This is a genomic window from Nocardioides islandensis, assembly GCF_015352455.1.
GTDB classification, from domain to species: Bacteria; Actinomycetota; Actinomycetes; order Propionibacteriales; family Nocardioidaceae; genus Nocardioides; species Nocardioides islandensis.
This window is the reverse complement of record NZ_JADKPN010000006.1, coordinates 57,530-79,163: the sequence shown is the minus strand read 5'-3', so window position 1 is coordinate 79,163 and position 21,634 is coordinate 57,530. Positions and strand designations below refer to the sequence as shown.

24 protein-coding genes are annotated in these 21,634 nt (G+C 73.3%); 10 read left to right on the top strand and 14 right to left on the bottom strand.

The genetic code is table 11. The features are described 5' to 3' along the window. The first annotated feature begins 8 nt into the window (after nt 1–8). The 3 genes from ISU07_RS11740 to ISU07_RS11730 are packed head-to-tail and all read left to right on the top strand — an operon-like array spanning nt 9 to nt 1,440. The gene (locus tag ISU07_RS11740) at nt 9–482 is read left to right on the top strand and encodes a YbaK/EbsC family protein (protein ID WP_194706989.1); all 474 of its coding nucleotides are present in this window, start codon (nt 9–11) and stop codon (nt 480–482) included. A gap of 7 nt (nt 483–489) precedes the next feature. After that, nucleotides 490–849, top strand: coding sequence for an ArsC/Spx/MgsR family protein (locus ISU07_RS11735; protein WP_194706988.1), 360 nt, complete (start codon nt 490–492; stop codon nt 847–849). A gap of 9 nt (nt 850–858) precedes the next feature. After that, entirely contained in the window at nt 859–1,440 is a 582-nt protein-coding gene (locus ISU07_RS11730) for a DUF4126 domain-containing protein (RefSeq protein ID WP_194706987.1), read from the top strand. Nucleotide 1,441: 1 nt separating this feature from the next. Here ISU07_RS11730 and ISU07_RS11725 read toward each other — a convergent pair whose 3' ends face one another. Further along, nucleotides 1,442–2,170 carry a TSUP family transporter gene (locus ISU07_RS11725; protein WP_194706986.1) on the bottom strand — a complete coding sequence of 243 codons (729 nt, stop codon included), beginning with the start codon at nt 2,168–2,170 and terminating at the stop codon, nt 1,442–1,444. Nucleotides 2,171–2,192: 22 nt separating this feature from the next. Between ISU07_RS11725 and ISU07_RS11720 the strand changes: the two genes are divergently transcribed. Beyond that, on the top strand, nt 2,193–3,590 hold the full coding sequence (locus ISU07_RS11720) for a hypothetical protein (RefSeq protein WP_194706985.1): 1,398 nt from the start codon (nt 2,193–2,195) through the stop codon (nt 3,588–3,590). A 68-nt stretch (nt 3,591–3,658) separates the two neighbouring features. Next, nucleotides 3,659–4,948 carry a phytoene desaturase family protein gene (locus tag ISU07_RS11715; protein ID WP_194706984.1) on the top strand — a complete coding sequence of 430 codons (1,290 nt, stop codon included), beginning with the start codon at nt 3,659–3,661 and terminating at the stop codon, nt 4,946–4,948. A gap of 2 nt (nt 4,949–4,950) precedes the next feature. Here the strand turns inward: ISU07_RS11715 and ISU07_RS11710 are convergent, their stop codons facing one another. Next, complete coding sequence (locus tag ISU07_RS11710; RefSeq protein WP_194706983.1) at nt 4,951–5,550, bottom strand: SIMPL domain-containing protein; 600 nt, start codon at nt 5,548–5,550, stop codon at nt 4,951–4,953. A 21-nt stretch (nt 5,551–5,571) separates the two neighbouring features. Further along, entirely contained in the window at nt 5,572–6,480 is a 909-nt protein-coding gene (gene metF, locus ISU07_RS11705; protein ID WP_194706982.1) for a methylenetetrahydrofolate reductase [NAD(P)H], read from the bottom strand. A gap of 41 nt (nt 6,481–6,521) precedes the next feature. Between metF and ISU07_RS11700 the strand changes: the two genes are divergently transcribed. Beyond that, the gene (locus ISU07_RS11700) at nt 6,522–7,586 is read left to right on the top strand and encodes a polyprenyl synthetase family protein (protein WP_194706981.1); all 1,065 of its coding nucleotides are present in this window, start codon (nt 6,522–6,524) and stop codon (nt 7,584–7,586) included. An 80-nt stretch (nt 7,587–7,666) separates the two neighbouring features. Here ISU07_RS11700 and ISU07_RS11695 read toward each other — a convergent pair whose 3' ends face one another. The 3 genes from ISU07_RS11695 to ISU07_RS11685 are packed head-to-tail and all read right to left on the bottom strand — an operon-like array spanning nt 7,667 to nt 8,896. Continuing rightward, nucleotides 7,667–8,101 (bottom strand): barstar family protein, encoded by a 435-nt coding sequence (locus ISU07_RS11695; protein ID WP_194706980.1) that lies wholly within the window; start codon nt 8,099–8,101, stop codon nt 7,667–7,669. Further along, nucleotides 8,098–8,502 (bottom strand): ribonuclease, encoded by a 405-nt coding sequence (locus tag ISU07_RS11690; protein ID WP_323742563.1) that lies wholly within the window; start codon nt 8,500–8,502, stop codon nt 8,098–8,100. Before ISU07_RS11690 ends, ISU07_RS11695 begins: the two co-directional genes overlap by 4 nt. A 10-nt stretch (nt 8,503–8,512) precedes the next feature. Beyond that, nucleotides 8,513–8,896, bottom strand: coding sequence for an Rv2175c family DNA-binding protein (locus tag ISU07_RS11685; protein WP_194706979.1), 384 nt, complete (start codon nt 8,894–8,896; stop codon nt 8,513–8,515). Between the two features lie 122 nt (nt 8,897–9,018). Between ISU07_RS11685 and pknB the strand changes: the two genes are divergently transcribed. From pknB to ISU07_RS11670, 3 genes are all read left to right on the top strand, one after another. After that, a complete protein-coding gene (gene pknB / locus ISU07_RS11680) occupies nt 9,019–11,037 on the top strand; it encodes a Stk1 family PASTA domain-containing Ser/Thr kinase (protein ID WP_323742562.1) in 2,019 nt (672 codons plus the stop codon). Nucleotides 11,038–11,050: 13 nt separating this feature from the next. Beyond that, nucleotides 11,051–11,944 (top strand): DMT family transporter, encoded by an 894-nt coding sequence (locus ISU07_RS11675; RefSeq protein ID WP_194706978.1) that lies wholly within the window; start codon nt 11,051–11,053, stop codon nt 11,942–11,944. A gap of 74 nt (nt 11,945–12,018) precedes the next feature. Beyond that, the gene (locus ISU07_RS11670; protein WP_194706977.1) at nt 12,019–13,134 is read left to right on the top strand and encodes an NADase-type glycan-binding domain-containing protein; all 1,116 of its coding nucleotides are present in this window, start codon (nt 12,019–12,021) and stop codon (nt 13,132–13,134) included. 3 nt (nt 13,135–13,137) lie between these two features. Here ISU07_RS11670 and ISU07_RS11665 read toward each other — a convergent pair whose 3' ends face one another. After that, a complete protein-coding gene (locus ISU07_RS11665) occupies nt 13,138–14,148 on the bottom strand; it encodes a threonine aldolase family protein (RefSeq protein WP_194706976.1) in 1,011 nt (336 codons plus the stop codon). Between the two features lie 28 nt (nt 14,149–14,176). Between ISU07_RS11665 and ISU07_RS11660 the strand changes: the two genes are divergently transcribed. Further along, entirely contained in the window at nt 14,177–14,755 is a 579-nt protein-coding gene (locus ISU07_RS11660) for a GNAT family N-acetyltransferase (protein WP_194706975.1), read from the top strand. A 34-nt stretch (nt 14,756–14,789) separates the two neighbouring features. Here the strand turns inward: ISU07_RS11660 and ISU07_RS11655 are convergent, their stop codons facing one another. From ISU07_RS11655 to ISU07_RS11625, 7 genes are all read right to left on the bottom strand, one after another. Beyond that, complete coding sequence (locus ISU07_RS11655) at nt 14,790–15,710, bottom strand: trypsin-like serine peptidase (protein WP_228521747.1); 921 nt, start codon at nt 15,708–15,710, stop codon at nt 14,790–14,792. 111 nt (nt 15,711–15,821) lie between these two features. Next, on the bottom strand, nt 15,822–16,409 hold the full coding sequence (locus tag ISU07_RS11650) for a cupredoxin domain-containing protein (protein WP_194706974.1): 588 nt from the start codon (nt 16,407–16,409) through the stop codon (nt 15,822–15,824). A 32-nt stretch (nt 16,410–16,441) separates the two neighbouring features. After that, on the bottom strand, nt 16,442–17,071 hold the full coding sequence (locus ISU07_RS11645) for a hypothetical protein (RefSeq protein WP_194706973.1): 630 nt from the start codon (nt 17,069–17,071) through the stop codon (nt 16,442–16,444). A 60-nt stretch (nt 17,072–17,131) separates the two neighbouring features. Next, nucleotides 17,132–18,514: a class II 3-deoxy-7-phosphoheptulonate synthase gene (locus tag ISU07_RS11640; RefSeq protein WP_194706972.1), complete on the bottom strand. Its 1,383-nt coding sequence runs from the start codon at nt 18,512–18,514 to the stop codon at nt 17,132–17,134. A 26-nt stretch (nt 18,515–18,540) separates the two neighbouring features. Then, nucleotides 18,541–18,831 carry a hypothetical protein gene (locus ISU07_RS11635; protein ID WP_194706971.1) on the bottom strand — a complete coding sequence of 97 codons (291 nt, stop codon included), beginning with the start codon at nt 18,829–18,831 and terminating at the stop codon, nt 18,541–18,543. A 132-nt stretch (nt 18,832–18,963) separates the two neighbouring features. After that, on the bottom strand, nt 18,964–19,596 hold the full coding sequence (locus tag ISU07_RS11630; protein WP_194706970.1) for a response regulator transcription factor: 633 nt from the start codon (nt 19,594–19,596) through the stop codon (nt 18,964–18,966). Next, nucleotides 19,587–21,569 (bottom strand): sensor histidine kinase, encoded by a 1,983-nt coding sequence (locus tag ISU07_RS11625; RefSeq protein ID WP_194706969.1) that lies wholly within the window; start codon nt 21,567–21,569, stop codon nt 19,587–19,589. Before ISU07_RS11625 ends, ISU07_RS11630 begins: the two co-directional genes overlap by 10 nt. Nucleotides 21,570–21,634 lie beyond the last annotated feature (65 nt).

The following is a 21,634-nucleotide window of genomic DNA, read 5'->3' as shown; positions in this document are numbered from 1 at the left end:
GTGCGGCCATGTCGATCGAACCCGCTGCGATCGCCCGGTTCCGGGACGAGCACGCTGCCCGCGGAGGCGCGGGCGAGATCGTCATTCTTCCAGAGTCGGTGCACACGGCGGCACTCGCGGCGGCCGCCCTCGGCTGCGAGGTCGGCGCGATCGCCAACAGCCTCCTCTTCGACGCGGGCGGCTCGCCGGTCCTGATCCTGACCTCGGGCTCGCACCGCGTCGACACCCAGCTGACCTCCGCGCGGATCGGGGTCGCCGGGCTCAAGCGAGGAACCCCGGAGTTCGTCCGCGAGCACACCGGCCAGGTGATCGGCGGGGTCTCCCCCATCGGACACCCGTCACCGATCCCGACGTACCTGGACATCCAGCTGGGCGAGTACGACATCGTCTGGGCCGCCGCCGGCCACCCGGCGGCCGTCTACTCCACGACGTACGACGAGCTGCTCGCCATGACCGACGCGACCGAGATCGAGGTGGACTGAGCCCGTCATGGAGCTCTGGCTGAACCCCGCCTGCTCGAAGTGCCGCGTCGCGGTCGAGGAGCTGGACGCCGCGGGCATCGCGTACACCGTCCGCCGCTACCTCGACGACCCGCCCGACGAGGCGACCCTCCGGGAGGTCGTCGCCCGTCTCGGGCTCGAGCCGTGGGACATCGCACGCCCGAAGGAGAGCAAGGAGGAGGGCGTCGAGGTGCCGAAGGACGAGGCGCACCGCGACGACTGGTACGCCGCCCTGGCCGCGCACCCGAGGATCATCCAGCGCCCGATCATCACCGCCGCCGACGGCACCACCGTGGTCGGCCGCGACGAGGCCGCGCTGGCGAAGGTCATCGACGCCGAGACCACCTAGGGTCCACCCATGGACTCGCTGCCCCTCGTCTTCTCGAGCGGCTGGGCCAGTGGCGTCAACGCGTACCTGGTCGTGCTGGTCCTCGGCTTCGCCGACCGCGTGAGCCCGACCGCCGAGATCCCCGACGCCCTCCACCGGTGGGACGTGCTGGGCGTGGCGCTGTTCATGTACGCCATGGAGTTCGTCGCCGACAAGATCCCCTACATCGACTCGACGTGGGACGCGGTCTCGACGTTCATCCGGCCCACCGCGGGCGCCGTGATCGGCGTGCTGATGGCCGGCGACGCCGACACCCTCCAGCAGGCGGTCCTCGGCACCGTCGGCGGCGGGACCGCCCTCCTCTCGCACCTGGTCAAGGCCGGTGGCCGGCTGGCCATCAACTCCTCGCCCGAGCCGGTCACCAACATCGGAGCCAGCATCGCCGAGGACATCACCGTGCTGGCGCTGGTGTGGTTCGCCATCCAGCACCCGCGCGCGGCGGCGGCGGTCGCCGCCGTCCTGCTCGTCCTGGGTCTGCTGATGCTGTACGTCGTGGCCAAGCTCGTCCGCCGTGGCTGGCGCCGCTGGAAGGACCGGGAGCCGGCCCGGTGAGCTAGCCCAGCGCAGCCCTCAGGATGATCGAGGCCCCGGAGACCAGGCAGAACACCAGCATCGCGACCCGCATCCGGTTGCCCTCGAGCCGCCGGGTGACCGGGCCGGCCAGGACGAACCCCACGACCAGGAACGGCACGAGGATCGCACCCCACCGCACCTGGGACCCGGTCAGCTCCCCCGCCACGACCAGCCCCAGCAACGACGCCATCGACCCCACCGTGAAGAACGCCGCGAGCGTCGCGCGGATGGTGGCCGGGTCCTCGTGCTGGAGCGTCATCGCCACGAAGGGACCGCCCACGGCCGCCGACGTACCCGACACCCCGGTCAGCATCCCGGCCACGAACAGGTTGCGCGGCCGCGCCTCGAACGCCGGCGCGTACGCCGACACGAGGGCCACCACCAGCACCAGGACGCCGACCAGCAGGGCGATCAGCCGGGGGCTGGACACCGCGACCACCCAGACGCCCACCGGGGTGAGCAGCAGCCGCCCGGCCAGCGCGGAACGCAGGCTCGACCCGTCGACCTCGCGCCACCGTGACACCAGGTGCAGCAGCGGCATCACGAACCCGCAGATCAGCATCGAGCCCGGCATCAGCTCGGGCGCGGCCCAGATGACGAAGGGCGCCGCGACGACCACGATCCCGAACCCGACGCTCCCCTGCACCACCGCGCCCACAAGCACCGCCCCGCCGAGCAGCAGCACGAGGCCGAGGGTGGGGTCGGGCACGGCGTCAACCTAGTGTGACCGCGTGGACCTGACCGACGCCGCGACCCGGGCGGCGGTCGGCGACCGCCTGATGGAGCGGTACGCCGGCCGCCCGGTCGTCATCGGACCCGGGATCCTGGCGGCGCGGACCGAGATGGTCTCCTGGATCCGCTCCGTCGGCGGCACCGCGCTGGTGCTGGCGACCTCGCACGGCGCCGGCCCGAAGCCCGCGGATGGTGACTGCGTGGTGGTCGACGTGGAGCCGCCGCCGACGACGAGCGTCACCGAGGAGCTGCGCGCCCTCGACCATCTGGCCCGGCACCTCCCCGAGCACGCCGTGGCCGCGGTCGAGGCGTTCGACCCGGACCGCCGCGCCGTGTGGGTCGGCGGGCCGTTCGTCACCGCCGACGAGCCGATCCTCGGCCGCGCGGTGGTCTCCGGCAGACCGGCGGCGTTCGTCGCCCTGGAGGACAAGCTGCTGGCCGACCACCTGTGGGACGCCGCCGGCGTCGACCGGGCGCCGTACGCCGTCGTGCCGGTCGACCGCGACGCGCTGGCCGCCGCGACCCGCGACCTCGCCGGCCCGCTCGGCGCCGTGTGGTCCGGCGACACCGCGGAAGGGTTCAACGGCGGCGGCGACTACGTGCGGTGGGTGCGCGACGAGGCCGACCAGGCCCGGGCGCTGGCCTTCTTCCTGCCGCGCTGCGAGCAGGTGCGGGTGATGCCGTTCCTCGACGGCGTGCCGTGCTCGATCCACGGCCTCGTGCTGCCCGACGGCACGGCCGTGCTCGTGCCGGTGGAGATCTCGATCCTGCGCGACGAGGCGGCGCGGACGTTCACCTACGGCGGCCTGTCGACGTTCTGGCAGCCGCCGGCGGCGGACCGCGAGGCGATGCGTGCGGCGACCAAGCGGGTCGGCGAGCACCTGCGCGCGGCGTACGGCTATCGCGGCGCGTTCGGCATCGACGGCGTGCTGACCGCCGACGGGTTCCGGCCGACCGAGCTCAACAGCCGCGGGTCCGCCGGCTGGACCCAGGTGACCGGCATCGACCGCAAGCTGTTCTCGCTCCTGCAGGACGCGCTGGTCCTCGGCGAGGACCCGGGTGTCCGCGTGGCCGACGTGGAGGCGCTGCTGCCGCTGGTCGAGGCCGCCCCGAGCGGCCGGGCGGTGGCGCTCTCCAAGTCCGCGAAGGTCGGCGACATCACCGAGGCGCTGACCTGGGACGGCCGCCGCTTCGAGATCGCCGAGCCCGGCGTGGAGACCTCGAACGTGCTGGTGATGGCCGACACCCCGTCCGGCCTGTTCGCGAAGGTGGACCCGTGCGCCGCGCTGTACCGCGGCGTCCGCGTCGCGCGGATCAACCTCGCTCTCTACGAGCTGCTCCAGCGCGAGTACGGCGTGGAGTCCGGCCACCTCTCCATCGCCCCGGACCTGCGGTAGCGGTCGGGTCACCGGGTCTGGGACGGGCCTGACGGCCCTCCTCGAGCAGCGGTCGGGAGAATGCCGACATGGCACGGGTGGTCGTCGTCGGCGGCGGGTACGGCGGGATGGCCGCCGCGGCCCGCCTGGCGAAGCTCGGTCACGGCGTCACCCTGCTCGAACGCGGCCCCCGCCTCGGCGGCGCGCTCGTCCCGGTGGAGCAGGAGGGGTTCACCTGGGACGGCGGGCCGACGTCGACCCTGCTGCCCGCCGTCGTGCGTGACATGTTCCGCAAGAGCGGCCGGCCCCTGGACCGCGAGCTCGACCTCGTCGAGCTGGACGTGCTGCGCGAGCACCGGTTCGCCGACGGGAGCTCGGTCCGGCTGCCGTTCGGCTCACGTGCCGCCCAGATGGCGGCGGTCGACGGGCTGGGCGCAGGCCTGGGGCGGCGCTGGGCCGACCACGTGCAGGCCTACGCCGAGGCCTGGGAGGTGCTGCGCCGCGAGTACCTCGAGCGGCCCTGGTCCCCCGACCACCTGCCCGCGGCGCTGAGAGACCTGCTCGGCAGCCGCGAGACGCTGGCGCGACGGGTCCGCGGCCTGAAGGACGAGCGGCTGCGGCTGATGGCGACGTACCCGGCCGTGGCCGAGGGGCACGAGCCGCGCGACGTGCCGGCGTGGACGGGCGTGGCGGCGTACGTCGAGCAGCGCTTCGGCGCCTGGACCGTCGTGGGCGGGATGGGCGCGCTGGCCGACGCCCTGACGGCACGGCTGGCCACCCGCCGCGTCGAGGTGCACACCGACACCGACGTGCGCGACCTGGTCGTGCGCGGCGGGCGGGTCGCCGCCGTCGCCACGTCGACCGGCGACGTCGACGCCGACGTGGTCGTGGTGACCTGCGACCCGCGCCGGCTGCCGGTGCTGGCGGGGTACGTCGAGCGGACCATGCCCGCCATGCCGCCGGTCGTCGTGCACCTCGGCCTCGCCCAGGAGCCGCCCGGGCTCGCCCACGAGACCGTGCTGCACGGGTCGGCCAAGGAACCGACCATCACGCTGCGCGGGTCGGGCACGTCCTGGACCCTCCTCGGTCGCGGCCGGGTCGACGAGGACCTGGTGACCGCACTCGTGCGCCGCGGCATCGATGTCCGCCCGCACGTCGTCACCCGTGTCGATCGGTCGCCGCGGGACCTGGTCGAGGCGTACGGCGGGTCGCCGTACGGCGTGCTGTGGCAGGGCCGCCGGACCACCTTCCGGCGGCTCGGGCCGGCGACGCCGGTCGAGGGCGTGTACGCCGCCGGGGCCCATGCGACCCCGGGCGCGGGGCTGCCCTACGTGGGGCTGTCCGCCGCCCTGGTGGCCCAGCTCGTCGGGCCGGCCTGACCTCAGACCAGGGAGAACGTCACCGTCACGCTGGCCGAGACGCTCGTCTCACCGGGCTGGATCGCGACGCCCTTGGCCTCGCGCGACATCGCCAGGTCGGCGAACGGGACCGGGGCGCCGCCTTCCGCCATCGCCTGTACGGCGTCGACCCGCTCGCCGGCGAGCTCGGCCAGGTGGTTGGCGCGCGCGACGGCGTCGGAGTACGCGGCCGACCTCGCCTGCTGCACGGCCCGCGCCGTGTCGCCGATCTCCAGCCCGACGCTCTCGACCTGGAGGCGGTCGCCGACCCGCTCGGCGAGCGCGGCGATCATCGCGCCGGCCTTCTCCATGTCGGTGCACGAGACGGCCAGGCCGTGGCGCGCCTCGAAGCCGGACTGCTGGCCCTCGTTGTCGTAGGCCGGCCAGAGGTTCAGCGTCGTGGACTGGATGCGGCGGGACTCGGTGTGCTCCCGGGCGACCGCGACGATCTCGTCGGCCGCGGAGCCGGCACCCGCCAGCGCCTCGGCCACCCCCGCGGCGCGGTGGCTGGCCGCGACGCGGACGACGACGGTGTCGGGGACCTCGCGGGCCGTGCCCTGCCCGGTGACGGTGACGGTGCGCATGTGGGCGAGGCTAGCCAGCACTCACACGGTGATGCGCAGGGCCTCGAAGATCTCCAGCGTCGCGCGCGACCGGTTGAGGGTGAAGAAGTGCAGACCCGGGGCGCCGAGGGCGAGCAGCTGCTCGCACAGCTCGGTGGCGACCTGGACGCCCACGCGTCGTACGTCGGCAGGGTCGTCGAGCCCGTCGAACCGGGCGGCCACCTCGTCGGGCAGCTCGGCGCCGGACAGCTCCGCCATCCGGGCGACCTGCCTGAGGTTCGTGATCGGCATGATCCCCGGCAGGATCGGGAGGTCGCTGCCCAGCGCCCGCACGCGCGCGACGAGGTCGGCGTAGTCGGAGGCGCGGAAGAAGAGCTGCGTCACCGCGAACTCGGCGCCGGCCTCGGCCTTGGCCACCAGCACCCGGGCGTCGGCGTCCTTGGACGCGGCGGACGGGTGGGCCTCCGGGAACGCCGCCACGCCGATGCTGAACCCGCCGAGCTCACGGGCCAGGGCGACCAGCTCGCTGGCGTAGGTCAGCCCGCCCGGCGTCGGCGTCCACTCGGCGCGCGGCCCCTCCTTGGGGTCGCCGCGCAGGGCGAGGACGTCGCGGACGCCGGCCGCCCGGTAGGACTCGAGGATCTCGACGAGCTCCTCGCGGGTGTGGCCGACGCAGGTGAGGTGCCCCATCGCCCGCAGCGACGTCTCGCGGGCGATCCGGCCGGTGATCTGGACGGTCGTGTCCCGGGTGGTGCCGCCGGCGCCGTAGGTCACGGACACGAATGTCGGATGGTACGGCTCGAGGTCGCGGATCGCGGACCAGAGCTGCTCGACCCCCGCTTCGTCCTTGGGCGGCATGAACTCGAACGAGATGGACCGCTGCCCTTTGCGGACGAGCTCGCCGATGCTGGCGCGAGGAGCGCTCGGTCGATCACTGGGGCCCGGAACCATGGGGGGAGTCTAGGGAAGCAGGGGCCCACTAGCCTCGACGCATGACGTCGTGGGACGAGGGCTCTTTCCGGGAGCGGCTCCAGAAGACCCTCGACGAGTTCCTCGACGAGATGGCCGAGCGCCTCGCTCCGCTCGGCCCCGACGCCGCCCTTCTCCTCGAGGAGGGCCGCCGCTCGGTGTCGGGCGGCAAGCGGTTCCGGGCGGCGTTCTGCTGGTGGGGGTACCGCGCCGTCGAGCCCGAGGTCGCCGACGAGGACGCCCTGCTGCGCGCGTGCGCGGCCCTCGAGCTGCTGCACGCCAGCGCCCTGGTGCACGACGACTACATGGACGCCTCCGACACCCGCCGCGGCCGGCCGGCGACGCACCGCGCGTTCGCGACCGCGCACCGCGAGGCGTCCTGGCGCGGCGACCCGGAGCAGTACGGCGCGTCCGCGGCCATCCTGCTCGGTGACCTGCTGCTGACCTGGTCCGACGAGCTGCTACGCCGCTGCGGGCTCCCGTCCGATCGCGTCGTGGCGGCGCTGACGGCCTTCGACCACACCCGCAGCGAAGTCATCACCGGCCAGTTCCTCGACGTCTCGGTCCAGGCGCGCGGCCGGGCCGACGTGGACGCGGCGATGACGGTGCTGCGCTACAAGTCCGCCAAGTACTCCATCGAGCGCCCGCTCCACATCGGCGGCCTCCTCGCGGGCGCCTCGCTGGAGCAGCTGGGCGAGCTGTCGGCGTACGGCCTGCCGCTCGGCGAAGCCTTCCAGCTCCGCGACGACCTGCTGGGCGTGTACGGCGACCCGGCCGCGACCGGCAAGCCGGCCGGCGACGACCTGGTCGAGGGCAAGCGCACAGTGCTCGTCGCCCTCGCCCTCGACAGCGCCCCGGCCGAGGACGCGCGCCGGCTGGACGCCGCCCTCGGTACGCCGCTCACCGAGGCCGACGTCCAGGATCTGCGGGCGATCATCGACGCCTCCGGCGCCCACGCCCAGCTGGAGCAGGTCATCGACGACCTGGTCACCCTCGCACTGGACAGACTCGACCGCTCCTCGCTCCACCAAATGGCCCAACAGGTACTGCGCCAGCTGGCCGCCGCCGCCACCGACCGGGCCACGTAGACGTCGCCATTGGGCAGAAACGCCAGGTGGAAGCGCTCCCAAACGCGCGTTTGGTCCCAAACGCCATGTGGACGAGTGGCTCAGTCGAGGGAGGGGACGCCCGGGACGTCGGGGCCGTCGCCGCGGAGGACGACCACGAACGGGCCGCCGCGGTCGGCGTTGACCCTGCCGCCGAGCACCGAGAGGGCGACGGAGAAGGCGCGCTCGTCCGTGCGGGCCAGCGGGCCCCAGCCGTCCCACAGCAGCACCCAGCCCTCGCTGTCGCCGGCGACCACGTCGCCGAGGCAGTCGGCGAGGGCGTCGAAGTTCTGGCCGTAGTGCCCCGGGAACTGCAGCGCCTCCCCCACCGCCCGCAGGAAGTCGGCCTTCGAGTCGCCGTGCCAGCCGTCGACGTGGGCGTAGTGCCAGCCCGCGTGCTCGACGGTGTGCCTCACGTCGTCGTCCCTGAAGTGGCCGTGCCACAGGTAGATCCCGGGCTCCTTGCGATGGGCCAGGAGGGCGGCCAGTCCGCTCATCTGTCGATCCTCTCGAACGATCGGTAGTGGTCGTCGGTCCAGTAGTACACGGCGGGCTCCCCCACCGGTCCGCCGGTGATGATGCGACGCGCGCCGCGGTCGTCGGAGCCGGGCGTCGGCACCGTGTACTCGTGGTAGTAACCGCGCGGCTGGTCCGGCAGGAGGCGCTCCCGGTTCTGGAACACGATGCCGTCGTTGTCCGGGTACGGGAAGGGCCCGCCCGCGTCGATCAGCGCCAGGGTGTCGCGCGCCTCCGCAGGCAGGTCGGCGACCGCGATCGTGCCGCCGCGGTGGCCCGAGGAGGACGACGGCGCCGACCCGTCCTGGAGGTACCAGGTCAGGGCCGCCAGCACGACGACGACCACCAGGCCCAGCGCCGTACGCCGGGTGGTCGCGGGCACCGGGGACGTCCTAGAAGGCCATGGCCTGGGCGCGGCGCTTGACCTCGGTACCGCGGTTCTCGCGCAGCGCGTCGATCGGCCGGCCGGGCAGGTCGTCGTCGAGGAACAGCCAGGCGATGATCTCGCGGTCGTCGTACCCGTTGTCGTGCATCAGGGTCAGCAGGCCCGGGAGTCCCTTCACGACCAGCCCGTCCTGGATGAACGCCGCCGGCACCCGCTGGCCGGCACCGGGCGACGGGACCGCCGCGGCCAGCTCGTGGTCGCGGATCATGGTGCGGACCCGGGAGACCGCGACGCCGAGGAGCTCGGCGGCTCCCGCCCAGTCGACCCACTCGTCGACGAGCGCGGCGAGGTCATGGGTGGCCAAGGGCTGGGTGGAGGGCTGATCGGCCATGGGAACACTCTTCCACGGGTGACCCGCGCCACGCCGGGCGGTCGTGATGGGGCCTCGACGACCCGGGCTCCGTACGATGGGCTGACCGGACACTTCCCCGACCGGTGCACCAGGAGGGTCGAGTGCAGCCAGATGGGCGTGCCCCGACAGAGAGTCGCGGCGGCAACGCCGTCCTGAACGACGCCCTCGTCGGGCGGGTCGTGGACGGGCGCTACCGCATCGGCCCGCGCATCGCCCGCGGCGGCATGGCCAGCGTGTACGAGGCCACCGACCTCCGGCTCGAGCGCGCGTGCGCGGTCAAGGTCATGCACCCCGGCCTCGGCGACGACGAGGAGTTCGCCGCCCGGTTCGTGCGCGAGGCCCGTTCCGCCGCGCGCCTGGACCACCCCAACGTCGTCGCGGTCTACGACCAGGGCGACGACGAGGGCACGGTCTTCCTGGTCATGGAGCACGTGGCCGGCCACACGCTGCGCGACGTGATCCGCAAGGAGAGCCCGATGTCGCCGGCGCGGGCACTGGCCCTCGTCGAGCCGGTCCTCTCCGCCCTGGCGCACGCCCACCGGGCCGGCCTGATCCACCGCGACGTGAAGCCCGAGAACGTCCTCATCGCCGACGACGGCCGGGTCAAGGTCGCCGACTTCGGCCTGGCCAAGGCCGTCTCCGCCGACACCCAGCACACCGCCACGGGCGGCGTGCTCATCGGCACCGTCTCCTACCTCGCCCCCGAGCTCGTCGTCGACGGCCGCTCCGACGCGCGGGCGGACGTGTACGCCGCCGGCGTGCTGATCTACGAGCTGCTCACCGGCGCCAAGCCGCACGAGGGCGAGTCGCCGATCGCGGTCGCCTACAAGCACGTCCACGAGGACGTCCCGCCGCCGTCGCGGCTGGTGCCCGGCCTCCCGGCGTACGTCGACGCGCTGGTCGCCCGCGCCACCGCCCGCGACCTCGACCAGCGCCCGGCCGACGCCGGCGTGCTGCTGCACCAGGTGCACAGGGTCGGCCAGGCGCTGCGCGACGGCGTCCGCGAGGACGAGGAGCTCACCGGCGACCTCGCCCTCAGGTCCCCCGTACCGATCCGGGAGGACACCGCGCCCGACCCGTTCGACGTCGACGAGTTCGCGCGGATGGTCGCCCCGCACGTGACGGAGCCGGCAGAGGCGCCGCAGGCCGTGCACCGCACGACGGCCCTCGACCGCCGCCCGGTCCCGCCGCCGAACCAGGTCGCCCGGATCACCACCGCACGCCGCCCCCGCCGGCCGCGCCGCGGCCCGATCGTCCTGCTGCTCGCGCTGCTGCTGGTCGCGGGTGCCGGTGTCGGCGCCTGGTGGTTCGGCTGGGAGCGCTACACCTCCGCGCCCGGTGTGCTCGGGATGGTCGAGAAGCAGGCGGAGAAGAAGCTCGACGCGGCCGGCCTGGACGTGCAGCTCGGCGACCCGGCGTACTCCGAGACGGTGCCCGCCGGGCGTGTCCTGGCCGCGGACCCGAAGGCCGGCGCCCGGGTGCTCGACGGCGGCACGGTCACCCTGGTGATCTCGCTGGGCAAGGAGCGCTACGACGTACCCGCCCTCAAGGGGCTCACCGAGGACGCGGCGCAGGACCAGCTGGCCGCGACGCACCTGTCGTTCGGCAAGTCCATCGGCCGGTGGTCGGAGACGGTGCCCGAGGGCACGGTCCTGCACAGCGACCCGGGCGCGGGCCAGACGCTCCGACCGGGCACCGTGGTGGACCTGTACGTCAGCAAGGGCCGCAAGCCCCTGACCGTCCAGGACTGGACCGGCCACAGCTTCGTCGAGGCCGAGGCGGCCATGGAGCGCAAGGGTCTCGAGGTCACGTCCACCGAGGAGTACTCCGACACCGTCGAGCAGGGCATGGTCATCTCGCAGTCCCCCGACACCGGCACGCTCTTCCGCGGCGACGAGGTCGGCTTCGTGGTCTCGAAGGGTCCCCAGCTGGTCGAGATCCCCAGCGGGCTGCGCGGGTCCGGCGTCGAGTACGCCCAGCAACAGCTGGAGGCCGCCGGCTTCGAGGTCGACGTGCAGCACATCGACAACTACCTGGGTCTCGGCTTCGTCTACAGCGTCGACCCCGACTCCGGCACCATGCTCCCGACGGGCTCCACGGTCACCCTCTGGTTGATCTGATCTAGTAGCGCCCGTGGAGGGGACGCGACGCACGACGCTGCTCGCGACCCTCGCCCTCGTCGCGATCACGGCCGGCTGGGGCAGCACGTTCTTCCTCATCAAGGACCTGCTCGAGCGGGTGCCGACGCTGGACTTCCTCGCGGTCCGGTTCGCGATCGCCGCGCTGGCGCTCGTGCTCATGGCTCCCCGCGCACTCTCCCGGCTCAGCCGCGAGTCACGCCGGCACGCGGTCGTCCTCGGGCTTCTCTACGGGTTCGGGCAGATCCTCCAGACCGCCGGGCTGGCGCACACGCCGGCCAGCGTCTCCGGGTTCATCACCGGCCTGTACGTCGTCGCGACACCGCTGTTCGCCGCGGTGCTGCTGCACACCCGGATCACCTGGCTCACCTGGGGCGCCGTGCTGCTCGCGCTCGCGGGGCTCGGCGTGCTCACCCTGCAGGGGTTCTCGGTCGGGTACGGCGAGGCGCTGACCTTCGTGGCCGCGATGCTCTACGCCCTGCACATCGTCGGCCTCGGCGCCTGGTCGCAGCCGTCCGAGGCGATGGGCCTGGCGATCGTCCAGCTCATCGTGATCACCGTCGTCTGCCTGGTGACCACCGCCCCGGACGGGATCGTCCTCCCGGACCGGACGTCGGACTGGCTGGCGGTGCTGTACATGGCCGTCGTACCCGGCGCGCTGGGCATCGTCGGGCAGACCTGGGCACAGGCGCACCTGGCGCCGACCCGGACCGCGATCGTGATGAGCATGGAGCCGGTGTTCGCGGCGTTCTTCGCGGTGCTGCTGGGCGGCGAGTCGCTGACGGTGCGGATGCTGTTCGGCGGCGCCATGGTGCTGGCCGCGATGCTCGTGGTCGAGCTCGCGCCGCGGCGGAAAGTGGAGGGCGAGGTCACCCATCTGGCGGTCTAGAGAGTTGACCCAGCGTCATCCTCCCCTCCATTGTCGCGTTGGTGACGCGACAAGCACCGAAGGGAGGCGGAGCGATGACCACGTGTGCCCGGTGCGGCGCCGAGGTCGGCGACGCCTCCGCCTGCCCGCAGTGCGGGCAGAAGGTGCTGTCGCCCCAATCGAGTGACCAGTCGAGTGACCAGTCGTCCTCGGGATGGACGCCCGAGCCGCCGGACTGGCGGACCGACACCGCCGAACGACCGGCCGTGCGGCCGCCCGTGGAGCCCCAGCCGGCCGCCTCGACGCCGGGGCCTCCGCGCTTCCCCCTGTACGCCGACGAGGCCGAGGAGAGCGTCAGCGCGCACGTCGAGGTGGAGCCCGACCCCGCCGCGCACCAGCCGGTCCCCCTCGACCCGGCACCGTACGTGCCGCCACCGGACCCCTACGGCCCGCCCGACGAGGACGCCGACGACGGCCCGGGAGCCCCGGCCTGGCTGCCCTGGGCGATCGTGTCGCTGGTGATGGTGCTGGTGGCCGTCGGCGGCGTCTGGCTGCTGATGTCCGGGGGCGACGACACGGCCAGCGACCCGGCCCCCGCATCGACCGTGAGCGAGAAGATCCAGGCCAACCAGAGCCCGACCCCGCGATCGACCGCGCCGGAGACGTCGGACTCCGCGCCGGCCAGTCAGTCGGCCAGCGAGTCGGCCCCCGCGGGCGACGCGACCGACGTGGCCGGCCAGGCCACCGCCACGGCGCCGAGGAACGCGCCGCCGAACGTCGACGCCTTCGGCAACCGCACGACGTACGTCGCGGCCAACATGCTCGACGGCAGCCCCAGCACCTGCTGGCGGATGGCCGGCGACGCCAGCGGGTCGGAGCTGACCTTCGCGCTGGCCGCGCCGACCACGCTGACCGAGGTGGGGCTCGTCAACGGGTACGCCAAGACCGCGCTGGTCGGCGGCCGCAAGCTCAACTGGTACGCCGGCAACCGCCGCGTCCTGGCGGTGCAGTGGGTCTTCGACGACGGGACCACGCTCGACCAGCAGCTGCAGTCGACCAAGCAGATGCAGACCATCGACCTCGAGACTCCGGTGAGCACCTCGACGGTCACGCTCCGGCTCGTGTCGGTAAGCGCGCCCGGGACGGGTCGCTCGGCCCGCGACTACACCGCGGTCAGCGAGGTCAGCCTCGTGGGGACGCCGGCGGGCTGACCGTCACAGGCGGGCCAGCACCTCGGCCGCGCGCTTGGCGTCGCCGGCGGAGACGTCCAGGTGGGTGACGAGCCGGACCGCGCGCGGGCCGACCGCGGAGATGAGCACGCCCTCGTCGCGGGCGGCCGCGACGTACCGGGCCGCGTCCGGGCGGTCGACCACCACGATGTTGGTGTCGACGAGGCCCGGGTCGGCGCCGCACGCGTCGGCCAGCAGCCGTGCGTGGTCGTGGTCGTCCGCGAGCCGGTCGACGTGGTGGTCGAGGGCGTACGCCGCCGCGGCGGCGAGCACGCCGACCTGCCGCATCCCACCGCCGAGCCGCTTGCGCCAGACCCGGGCCTCGGTGACCGCGGCCGCGGAGCCGACCATCATCGAGCCGACCGGGGCACCGAGCCCCTTGGAGAAGCAGACGCCCAGGACGTCCGCGACCGCGCCGTACTCGCTCAGCGGCGTGCCCGTGGCGACGTGCGCGTTCCAGAGCCGGGCGCCGTCCAGGTGGATCGCGACCTCCGAGGCGTCGGCCCAGGAGCGCAGCGCCTGGAGATCGGCCAGCGGCAGCACGGCCCCGCCGGCGAAGTTGTGCGTGTTCTCGACCGACACGGCGGTCGTGCGCACGAAGAACGGGCCCATGTCCGGTGCGAACAGCCCGGAGATCGCGGCCAGGTCGACCTGCCCGCGCGGCGAGGTCCACGTGCGCATGGTGATGCCGGCGACCGCGCCGTGGGCGCCGAGCTCGGCGCGGGCGACGTGCGCCGACGACTCGCAGAGGACCTCCTGGCCGGGCGCCACCACGGACCGCACCGCGAGCAGGTTGGCCAGCGAGCCGGTCGGGGTGAACAGCGCGGCCTCGTGACCGAACATCGCCGCGACCCGCTCCTGCAGGGCGTTGACCGTCGGGTCCTCGCCGTACACGTCGTCGCCCACCTCGGCCCCGGCCATGGCCGCCCGCATCTCCGCGGTCGGGCGGGTGACGGTGTCGCTGCGCAGGTCGATGACGTCGGGCACGAGGCCCATCAGACCATGCGCCGTCTAGCGTCTTCTCGTGACCTCCACCGAGGACGTGTCCTGGCCGGTGACCACCGATCGGCTCTCGTTCCGGCCGTCGACGGCCGCCGACGCGGCGGCGTTCTTCGCCTACCGACGGCTGCCCGAGGTCTCGGAGTGGCTGCCGCGGACGTCACCCGACGGGGCCGGCGTCGCGGCACGCTTCGAGGACGAGGAGTTCCGCCGCCGTACCTTCGTCATCGAGGTCGACGGACGCGTCGTGGGCGACCTGTACCTGCACGTCTCGGACAGCTGGTCGCAGGCCGAGGCCGGGGACGCTCCCCAGCAGGCCGAGATCGGCTGGGCGCTGGACCCGGCGTACCAGGGCCGGGGTCTGGCCCTCGAGGCCGTGCGGGCGCTCATCGGTCTGTGCTTCGGCGAGCTGGGGCTGCGGCGGGTGTTCGCCACCACCTTCGCCGACAACACCGGTTCCTGGCGGCTGATGGAGCGGGTGGGCATGCGGCGCGAGGCGCACACCGTGCGCGACGCGCTGCACCGCGAGCGCGGCTGGCTCGACGGGTACACCTACGCCCTGCTGGCCGACGAGTGGGCCGACGAGTGGGCCGCCCGGGAGTGACTCCGGGGCGGCCCTCATGTGGTGGTGCGTGCGCTTAGCCGGCCTGAGCGGCGTTGTACGTCGCCTGGATGACCGAGCCGAAGTACGGGCCCCACAGGATGTTCTTCACGCCGGTGTAGCCGAAGCTGGTCACCGAGGCGAGGGAGCCGTTCTGGATCCAGCCACCGCCGGACGAGCCGCCGGTCATGTCGCAGGCCAGGCCCTGGTCGGTACTGCCGCCGTAGGTGTCCGGGACGACGACGCCGGTGCAGGAGTACAGTTGCTGGCCGTTGAACGGCCGGGCGGCCGGGTACCCGTAGGCCTTCATCGTCTGGTTCTTGGCCGCGTTGAAGACCGGGGCGTAGCTGCCGGTGACGTCGGTGAGGCTCTGGCCGGAGCCGTTGGCGTTCATCACCGCGAAGCCGACGTCGTAGTTGTAGTCACCCGTCGTGGCCCACTGGCTGGTCGTGTACAGGGTCTTCGCGGTCCACGTACCGAACGGCCCGCTGCCGTTGCTGTACGCCGGCGCGAACGCGAAGTTCGTGACGTAGGCGCCCGGACCCTCGTTCACGCAGTGGCCGGCCGTCGTGACCACGTCATGGTTCCCGCTGGTCGTCGCCGTGCCGGAGCAGACGTAGTTCGCATTGCCCTCGGTGAAGAAGACCTTGCCGAACTGCGGCACCGGGGTCTCGGCCACGGCCGTGCCGCCGCTGGTCCCTCCCCCGGGCTTGCCCTTCGCCGGGTCGATCTTCGTCCCGACCGGGATCGCGCTCCTCATCCGCGCCGGGGTCCAGTACTGCTCGATGCGCTTCTGCTCGCGCGTGGTCGTCGCCGCGTCGTGGCGGCTGACGCTCGATGCTGCCCTGGCACGGTCGGTGCCGGTGGCGCCCGCAACGCCCGCGGTGGCCAGGCCGATCGCCGAGCTCAGCGTCAGGCCGGCCGCCAGGGCCAGCCCCACAGTCATGCGTCCCTTCATGTGACTCCTCCTGTCGATGCCCCCCGAGAGGCTTCGACGGGTCTCGCCGAGCCGGGGACGGTCGGACGCTAGTCCGCCGGTCCCGTGCCCGGCCACACCCGCGGGAGGGGATCAGGGCAGCCGGAGGGCGGGCGACCACCCGGACGTGGACGAGCCCTTGTGGGTCCGCGCGCGGGCCTGCCAGGTGCCCTTGCCCGGGTCGAAGCGACCGGAGCCGGTCGTGGTCGCCTGCTTGTACGACGTCCAGGTCGTGGTGCCCGCCTTGCGCACCTGCACGTCGTACGAGCGGTTCTTGTGGTTCTTGCCCGCCAGCCAGCGCAGCTTCCACCCGTCCTTCACGGTCCCGGTGGCGGCCATCGGGACGACGACCTTCCCGTGCATCATCGAGTGGATGGAGCAGTGGTAGGCGTACGTCCCGGCCGAGGCGAACCGCACGGTGCGGCTGGCGCCGCCGGACGTGGGACCGGTGTCGAAGAACCCGTCGTCGGACGTCACGGTGTGCGAGATCGGGTCCTGGAACGTCCAGGTCACCGACTCCCCCAGCCCGACCCGGACCGCGGCAGGCGTGAAGGCCATGTTCACCACGGTCACGGTCGCTCCGGCGGCGTGCGCGTTGTCCGTCGCAGCATCCGTCGCGGCGACGGGCAGCAACGGGAGGGCGAGCGCAGCGAGGACGCCGACGACGCGCGAGGTTCTCATGATGGGCGGTACGGTCGTCGGGCACGACTGGTTCACGACGAGGGCGGCACCTCGTCTGCTTGATTGACGTCAATCAAGCCGGCCACAGCCTCATCCGCGCAGGCACCGGAGACCCAGTCGGCCCGTGGGCCGGCATGCTCGGCGCAGTAGAGCGCCAGGAGGTGTCGAGCCCGCGTGGGGCCGATCTCTGACTCACTGCATGCGGTCTCGCGTAGTCCGGCCACGAGGGCATGGAGCACCTGGAGCCGGTGGTCATCGGACTTCAGCTCGGGGTGGATGTCGGCGAGCAGCTCGTGCTCGTGCCGGCGGAGCGACGCGAGGAGCGGCGCGACGGATGGTCGACGACGAGCCTCCTCCTGTAGCGCGAGGAGGACGCGACACCATCCGGTCTCCTCCTCGTCGTCTCCGGGGAGCATGGCCAGCGCAGCGTGGTCGTAGGACCGGGACGTGGTCCACGGCACCCATCGCTGGTAGAACGTCGCGGCGATCAGCTCGACCATCCGGTCGCGGGTGCCGACCCACTGGTGGATGGCTTGAGGGCTGTGCCCGATCCGAGCCGCCAGGGAGGCGTAGGTGACTCCGGAAACCCCGCGTGTGGCGATGATCGGCATTGCGACGTCGGTGATGATGTCGCGGCGTGCCAGGGAGTCGAGGCGGAGCATGCGCCCAGCCGAGCACATCACGGGGCGGCAGGACCGCGCCCTCCACAGGCCTTGGACTGGTCAGACCTGGCGCAGCATCTCCGCGACGAGGAACGCCAGCTCCAGCGACTGGACCCGGTTGAGGCGGGGGTCGCAGACCGACTCGTAGCGGTGGGCCAGGTCGATCTCGGCGAGCTCCTCGCCCCCGCCCACGCACTCGGTGACGTCGTCGCCGGTGAGCTCGACGTGGACGCCGCCGGGCCAGGTGCCGAGGGAGCGGTGCACGTCGAAGAAGCCCTGGACCTCGGCGATCACGTCGTCGAAGCGACGCGTCTTGTAGCCAGACGAGGCCTCGAACGTGTTGCCGTGCATGGGGTCGCACACCCAGGCGACGTCCACGCCGGCGGCGGTGACCTTCTCCACGACCTCGGGGAGACCGTCGCGGATCCGCCCCGCGCCGAACCGCGTGACGAACGTCAGCCGACCGGGCTCGTTCTCGGGGTTGAGGCGGTCGGCGAGCGCCAGGGCGTCGTCGGGGGTGGTGCCGGGGCCGAGCTTCACGCCGATGGGGTTGCGGATGTGGCGCAGCAGCTCGACGTGCGCGCCGTCGAGCTGGCGGGTGCGCTCGCCGATCCAGACGAAGTGGCCGGAGACGTCGTACGGCGTGTCCGTGCGGGAGTCGATGCGGGTCATGGCGTGCTCGTACTCGAGCACCAGCGCCTCGTGGCTGCTGTGGAAGTCGACCCGGTGGAACTCGTCGGGGTCGGCCCCGATCGCCTGCATGAAGGTGAGCGCCCGCTCGATCTCGTTGGCCATCCGCTCGTAGCGCTGGCCCACCGAGGACTCGCGGACGAAGTCGGTGTTCCAGGTGTGCACCTGGCGCAGGTCGGCGTAGCCGCCGGTCACGAAGGCGCGCACGAGGTTCAGCGTGGCCGCCGACGAGTGGTAGACCTCGACCAGCCGGTGCGGGTCGTGGGCGCGCTCCTCGGCGGTGAACTCGTAGCCGTTGACCGCGTCACCCCGGTAGGCCGGGAGGGTGACCCCGTCGCGGGTCTCCAGGTCGGAGGAGCGCGGCTTGGCGTACTGCCCGGCGATCCGACCGACCTTGACCACCGGGACGGAGGCGGCGTAGGTCAGCACGACCGCCATCTGGAGCAGCACGCGGAGCTTGTTGCGCACGTTGTCGGCCGTGACGCCGGCGAACGTCTCGGCGCAGTCGCCGCCCTGGAGCAGGAACGCCTCGCCCCGCGACACCGCCGCGAGCTTGTCCTTGAGGTCGTCGCACTCGCCCGCGAAGACCAGCGGCGGCATCGTGCGCAGCTTGGCGACGGCGGCGTCCACGGCGGCCGGGTCGGCGTAGGTCGGCTGCTGGGACGCGCCCCGGGCGTGCAGGTCGGCCAGGGAGGGGACGAGGCCCTCGGTGGCGACGCGCTCGCCGGGCGCCCGACCGACTACTGGGTTCACCGCTCCAGGGTACGGGGCGGCGAGGGTCAGGAGCCGAACGCCGTCCAGAGCACGATCATCAGCACCATCGCGCCACCGAGCACCAGCCCGGTCACGGCCGCCCACCGGGCCGTCGCGAGCCCCCGCAGCGCGACGATCCCGGCGACGACCGCGGCCAGGGCGAGGGGCAGGCCCCAGACCCAGCCCTCCCCCGGCAGACCGGAGTCCCAGGTCAGGATCGACCCCGGCACGGAGAGCGCCCCGAGGACGAGTGCGACGTACGACGGGCGGGCGGACTGGTGGCCGGCGAGGTCCACTCCGGAGGAGATGTTGGTCATACGACGACGCTAGGGAGCCGGCGCCCCTGCCGTAACGCGGTCACCACCGGACTCCGTGTGCGTGGTGCTACTGACCGCCCGTGCTGATCGAGCCGCCGCGAGGGACGAGCGGCGTGTCGAGATCCCGGCCACCTACTGGGCGCGCAGGTAGGACAGCACCGCCTGCACGCGACGGTGTCCGTCGCCGTCGCCGTGCAGGTCGAGCTTCATGAACACCGCGCGTGTATGGCTCTCCACGGTCCGCTCGGTGAGCACCAGCCGCGCGGCGATGCCTGCGTTGGTGAGCCCCTCGGCCATCAGCCCCAGCACCTCGCGCTCCCGGGCGCTGAGCCGGTCGAGGGCGTCGTCGTCTCGGCGCACGAGCGTGGCGACCAGGTCCGGGTCCAGCGCGGAGCCGCCGGCCGCCACCCGCTGGGCGGCGTCGAGGAAGTCCGCGACGTCCAGCACGCGGTCCTTGAGCAGGTAGCCGAAGCCGCGCCCGGAGACCAGGTCGACCACGCCGCCGTACACGTGCTGCGACAGCATCAGCACACCCACGCCCGGGTGCTGCTCGCGCACCCAGCGCGCCACCTCGAGCCCCTCCTCGGTGTGCGTCGGCGGCATCCGGATGTCGGCCACCAACAGGTCCGGGACGCTCTCGGCGACGGCGCTGCGTGCCTCGTCGGCATCGCCGGCCAGCCCGACGACCTCGTGGCCGGCGTCGCGGAAGAGCCGCGCGAGCCCGTCACGCAGCAGCACCTGGTCCTCGGCGACGACTACGCGCACGGCAGCTCCGCCCGGACCCGCGTGCCGCCTGCGGGCGGGCTGTCGACGGTCAGCGTGCCGCCGAGCGCGGCGACGCGGTCGCCCATGCCGGCCAGGCCGCTGCCGGGCGCGGCCAGCGCTCCCCCGGGCCCGTCGTCGGTGACGACGACGACCAGCCGGCCCTCGACCCGGTCGGCCAGCACCTCGATCAGCGCCGGCCGGGCGTGCTTCAGTGCGTTGGCCAGCGCCTCGCTGACGACGAAGTACGCCGCGGTCTCGACGTCCCTCGCGAACCGCTCGTCGGTCACGTCCAGCACCGTCCGCACCGGGGCGCGCCCGGCCAGCTCGGACAGCGCCGGGCCGAGGCCGGCGTCGAGGGTGGCCGGGCGCACGCCACGGGCGAGCTCGCGCAGCTCGCGGATGGCACTGCCGAGGCGCTGCACGGAGTCGTCGAGCTGGTGGCGCACGGGCGAGTCGTCCTCCAGGCCGGCCTGGAGGTGGCGCAGGTCGAGCCCGATGGCGACCAGCTGCTGCTGGGCGCCGTCGTGCAGGTCGCGCTCGAGCCGGCGGCGCTCGTCGAGGGCGGCGGTGACGATGCGGGCCCGCGAGCGCTCGACCTCGGCCAGCTGGCGGCGCACCTCCACGCGCAGGCGGGCGATCTCCACGGCGAGCCCGGCGCGCATCAGCAGGTGCTCCAGGTCGCGCCGGACCGACGGACGGTGCACGACCGTTCCCAGGTGCAGCTCGCCACGGCGTACCGGCGTGCGAGCGGTCGGCGAGGCGGGCAGGTCGGCCACCAGGTGCCCGTCGGCGTCGGCGTGCGAGTCCTGTGCCGGCAGCCAGTAGTAGACGCGCAGGTCGTCGTCGCCGACCGCCCGGGCGAGCGTGTCGGCGACCTCCTCGGGCTCGCGTCGCCCCGCGCGCAGGTCGGCCAGGAAGGCGTCGACCAGCTGTTCGCCGGACCACCGCCGCGGGTTGAGTGAGCGCTCCACCCGGCCCTGCACCGTGGCGCGCACGGGGCGGAAGGCCAGCGCGACGGCCAGTGTCGCGGCGGCCGTGGTGATCGGGCTGCCACCGCCCAGCAGGACACCGCCCACCAGGATGACCGCCACGAACGCCGCCGCGAGGAGGGCCGTCACCGCGGCGTACGCCACGGTCGCCGCGACGACGCGGTCGACGTCCCAGAGGCGGTAGCGCAGCACGGCGACGCCGATGCTCGCCGGCAGTGCCATGAACAGCAGCACGAACGGCAGCCAGGTCGCCAGCCCGGACGAGTCGGGCGTCTTGTCGAGGAACGTGGAGCTGAGGATCGCCACGGGGAGCAGGCACCCGGCCAGCGCGATCCACTTGAGCTGCCGCCGGACGACGGCATCGGAGCGGCGGTACCTCAGCACCAGCGAGGTCGCCGCCAGCACCACGGTGATGGTCATGCCCGGCAGGCCCAGTCCCAGCACCGCGTGCACCGGTGCGGGGAGGACGTCGAACGAGGGAACGTCCTCGAAGGGCCGGTCCAGCCGCTCGCCACCGAGCACGCCGCTCAGCGTGGTCGCGCTGAAGGAGAGGACTCCGAGCACCACGACCCAACGCCACCGGCGCGAGAGGAGGGTGCCGTTCGGCAGCAGCAGCAGGACCAGCAGGAACGGCGCGAACAGCAGCGGCCAGCCGTGGGTGTCCCAGATCGCGGCGAGGCGCGCGCCGGGGAGGTCGCCGTGGCTGGTCGGCGAGTACGAGTAGCCGGCGTACGTCGAGGCGAACCCGAAGCTCACCAGCACCAGCCAGTTGGCCAGCAGCAACCAGCCGATCGCTCCGCCGGCCCGGCGGAGCACGAGGAGCCAGCCGACCGCGAACGACGCCAGCACCACCGGCGCGAAGGTGAGCAGCTCGCGGAGCCCACCGGCGTACCAGCCGCTGGCGCGCTCGACCAGCAGGTCGACGACCGACCCCACGACGTACAGCAGCGCGGTCGTGCCCGCGAGCACCCACCGCGTCCGCATGGCGACGATCGTCCGCCCTGCGGGGGCACCCGGCAACCGTGGTGGTACCGAGGCTCACCCGCTGG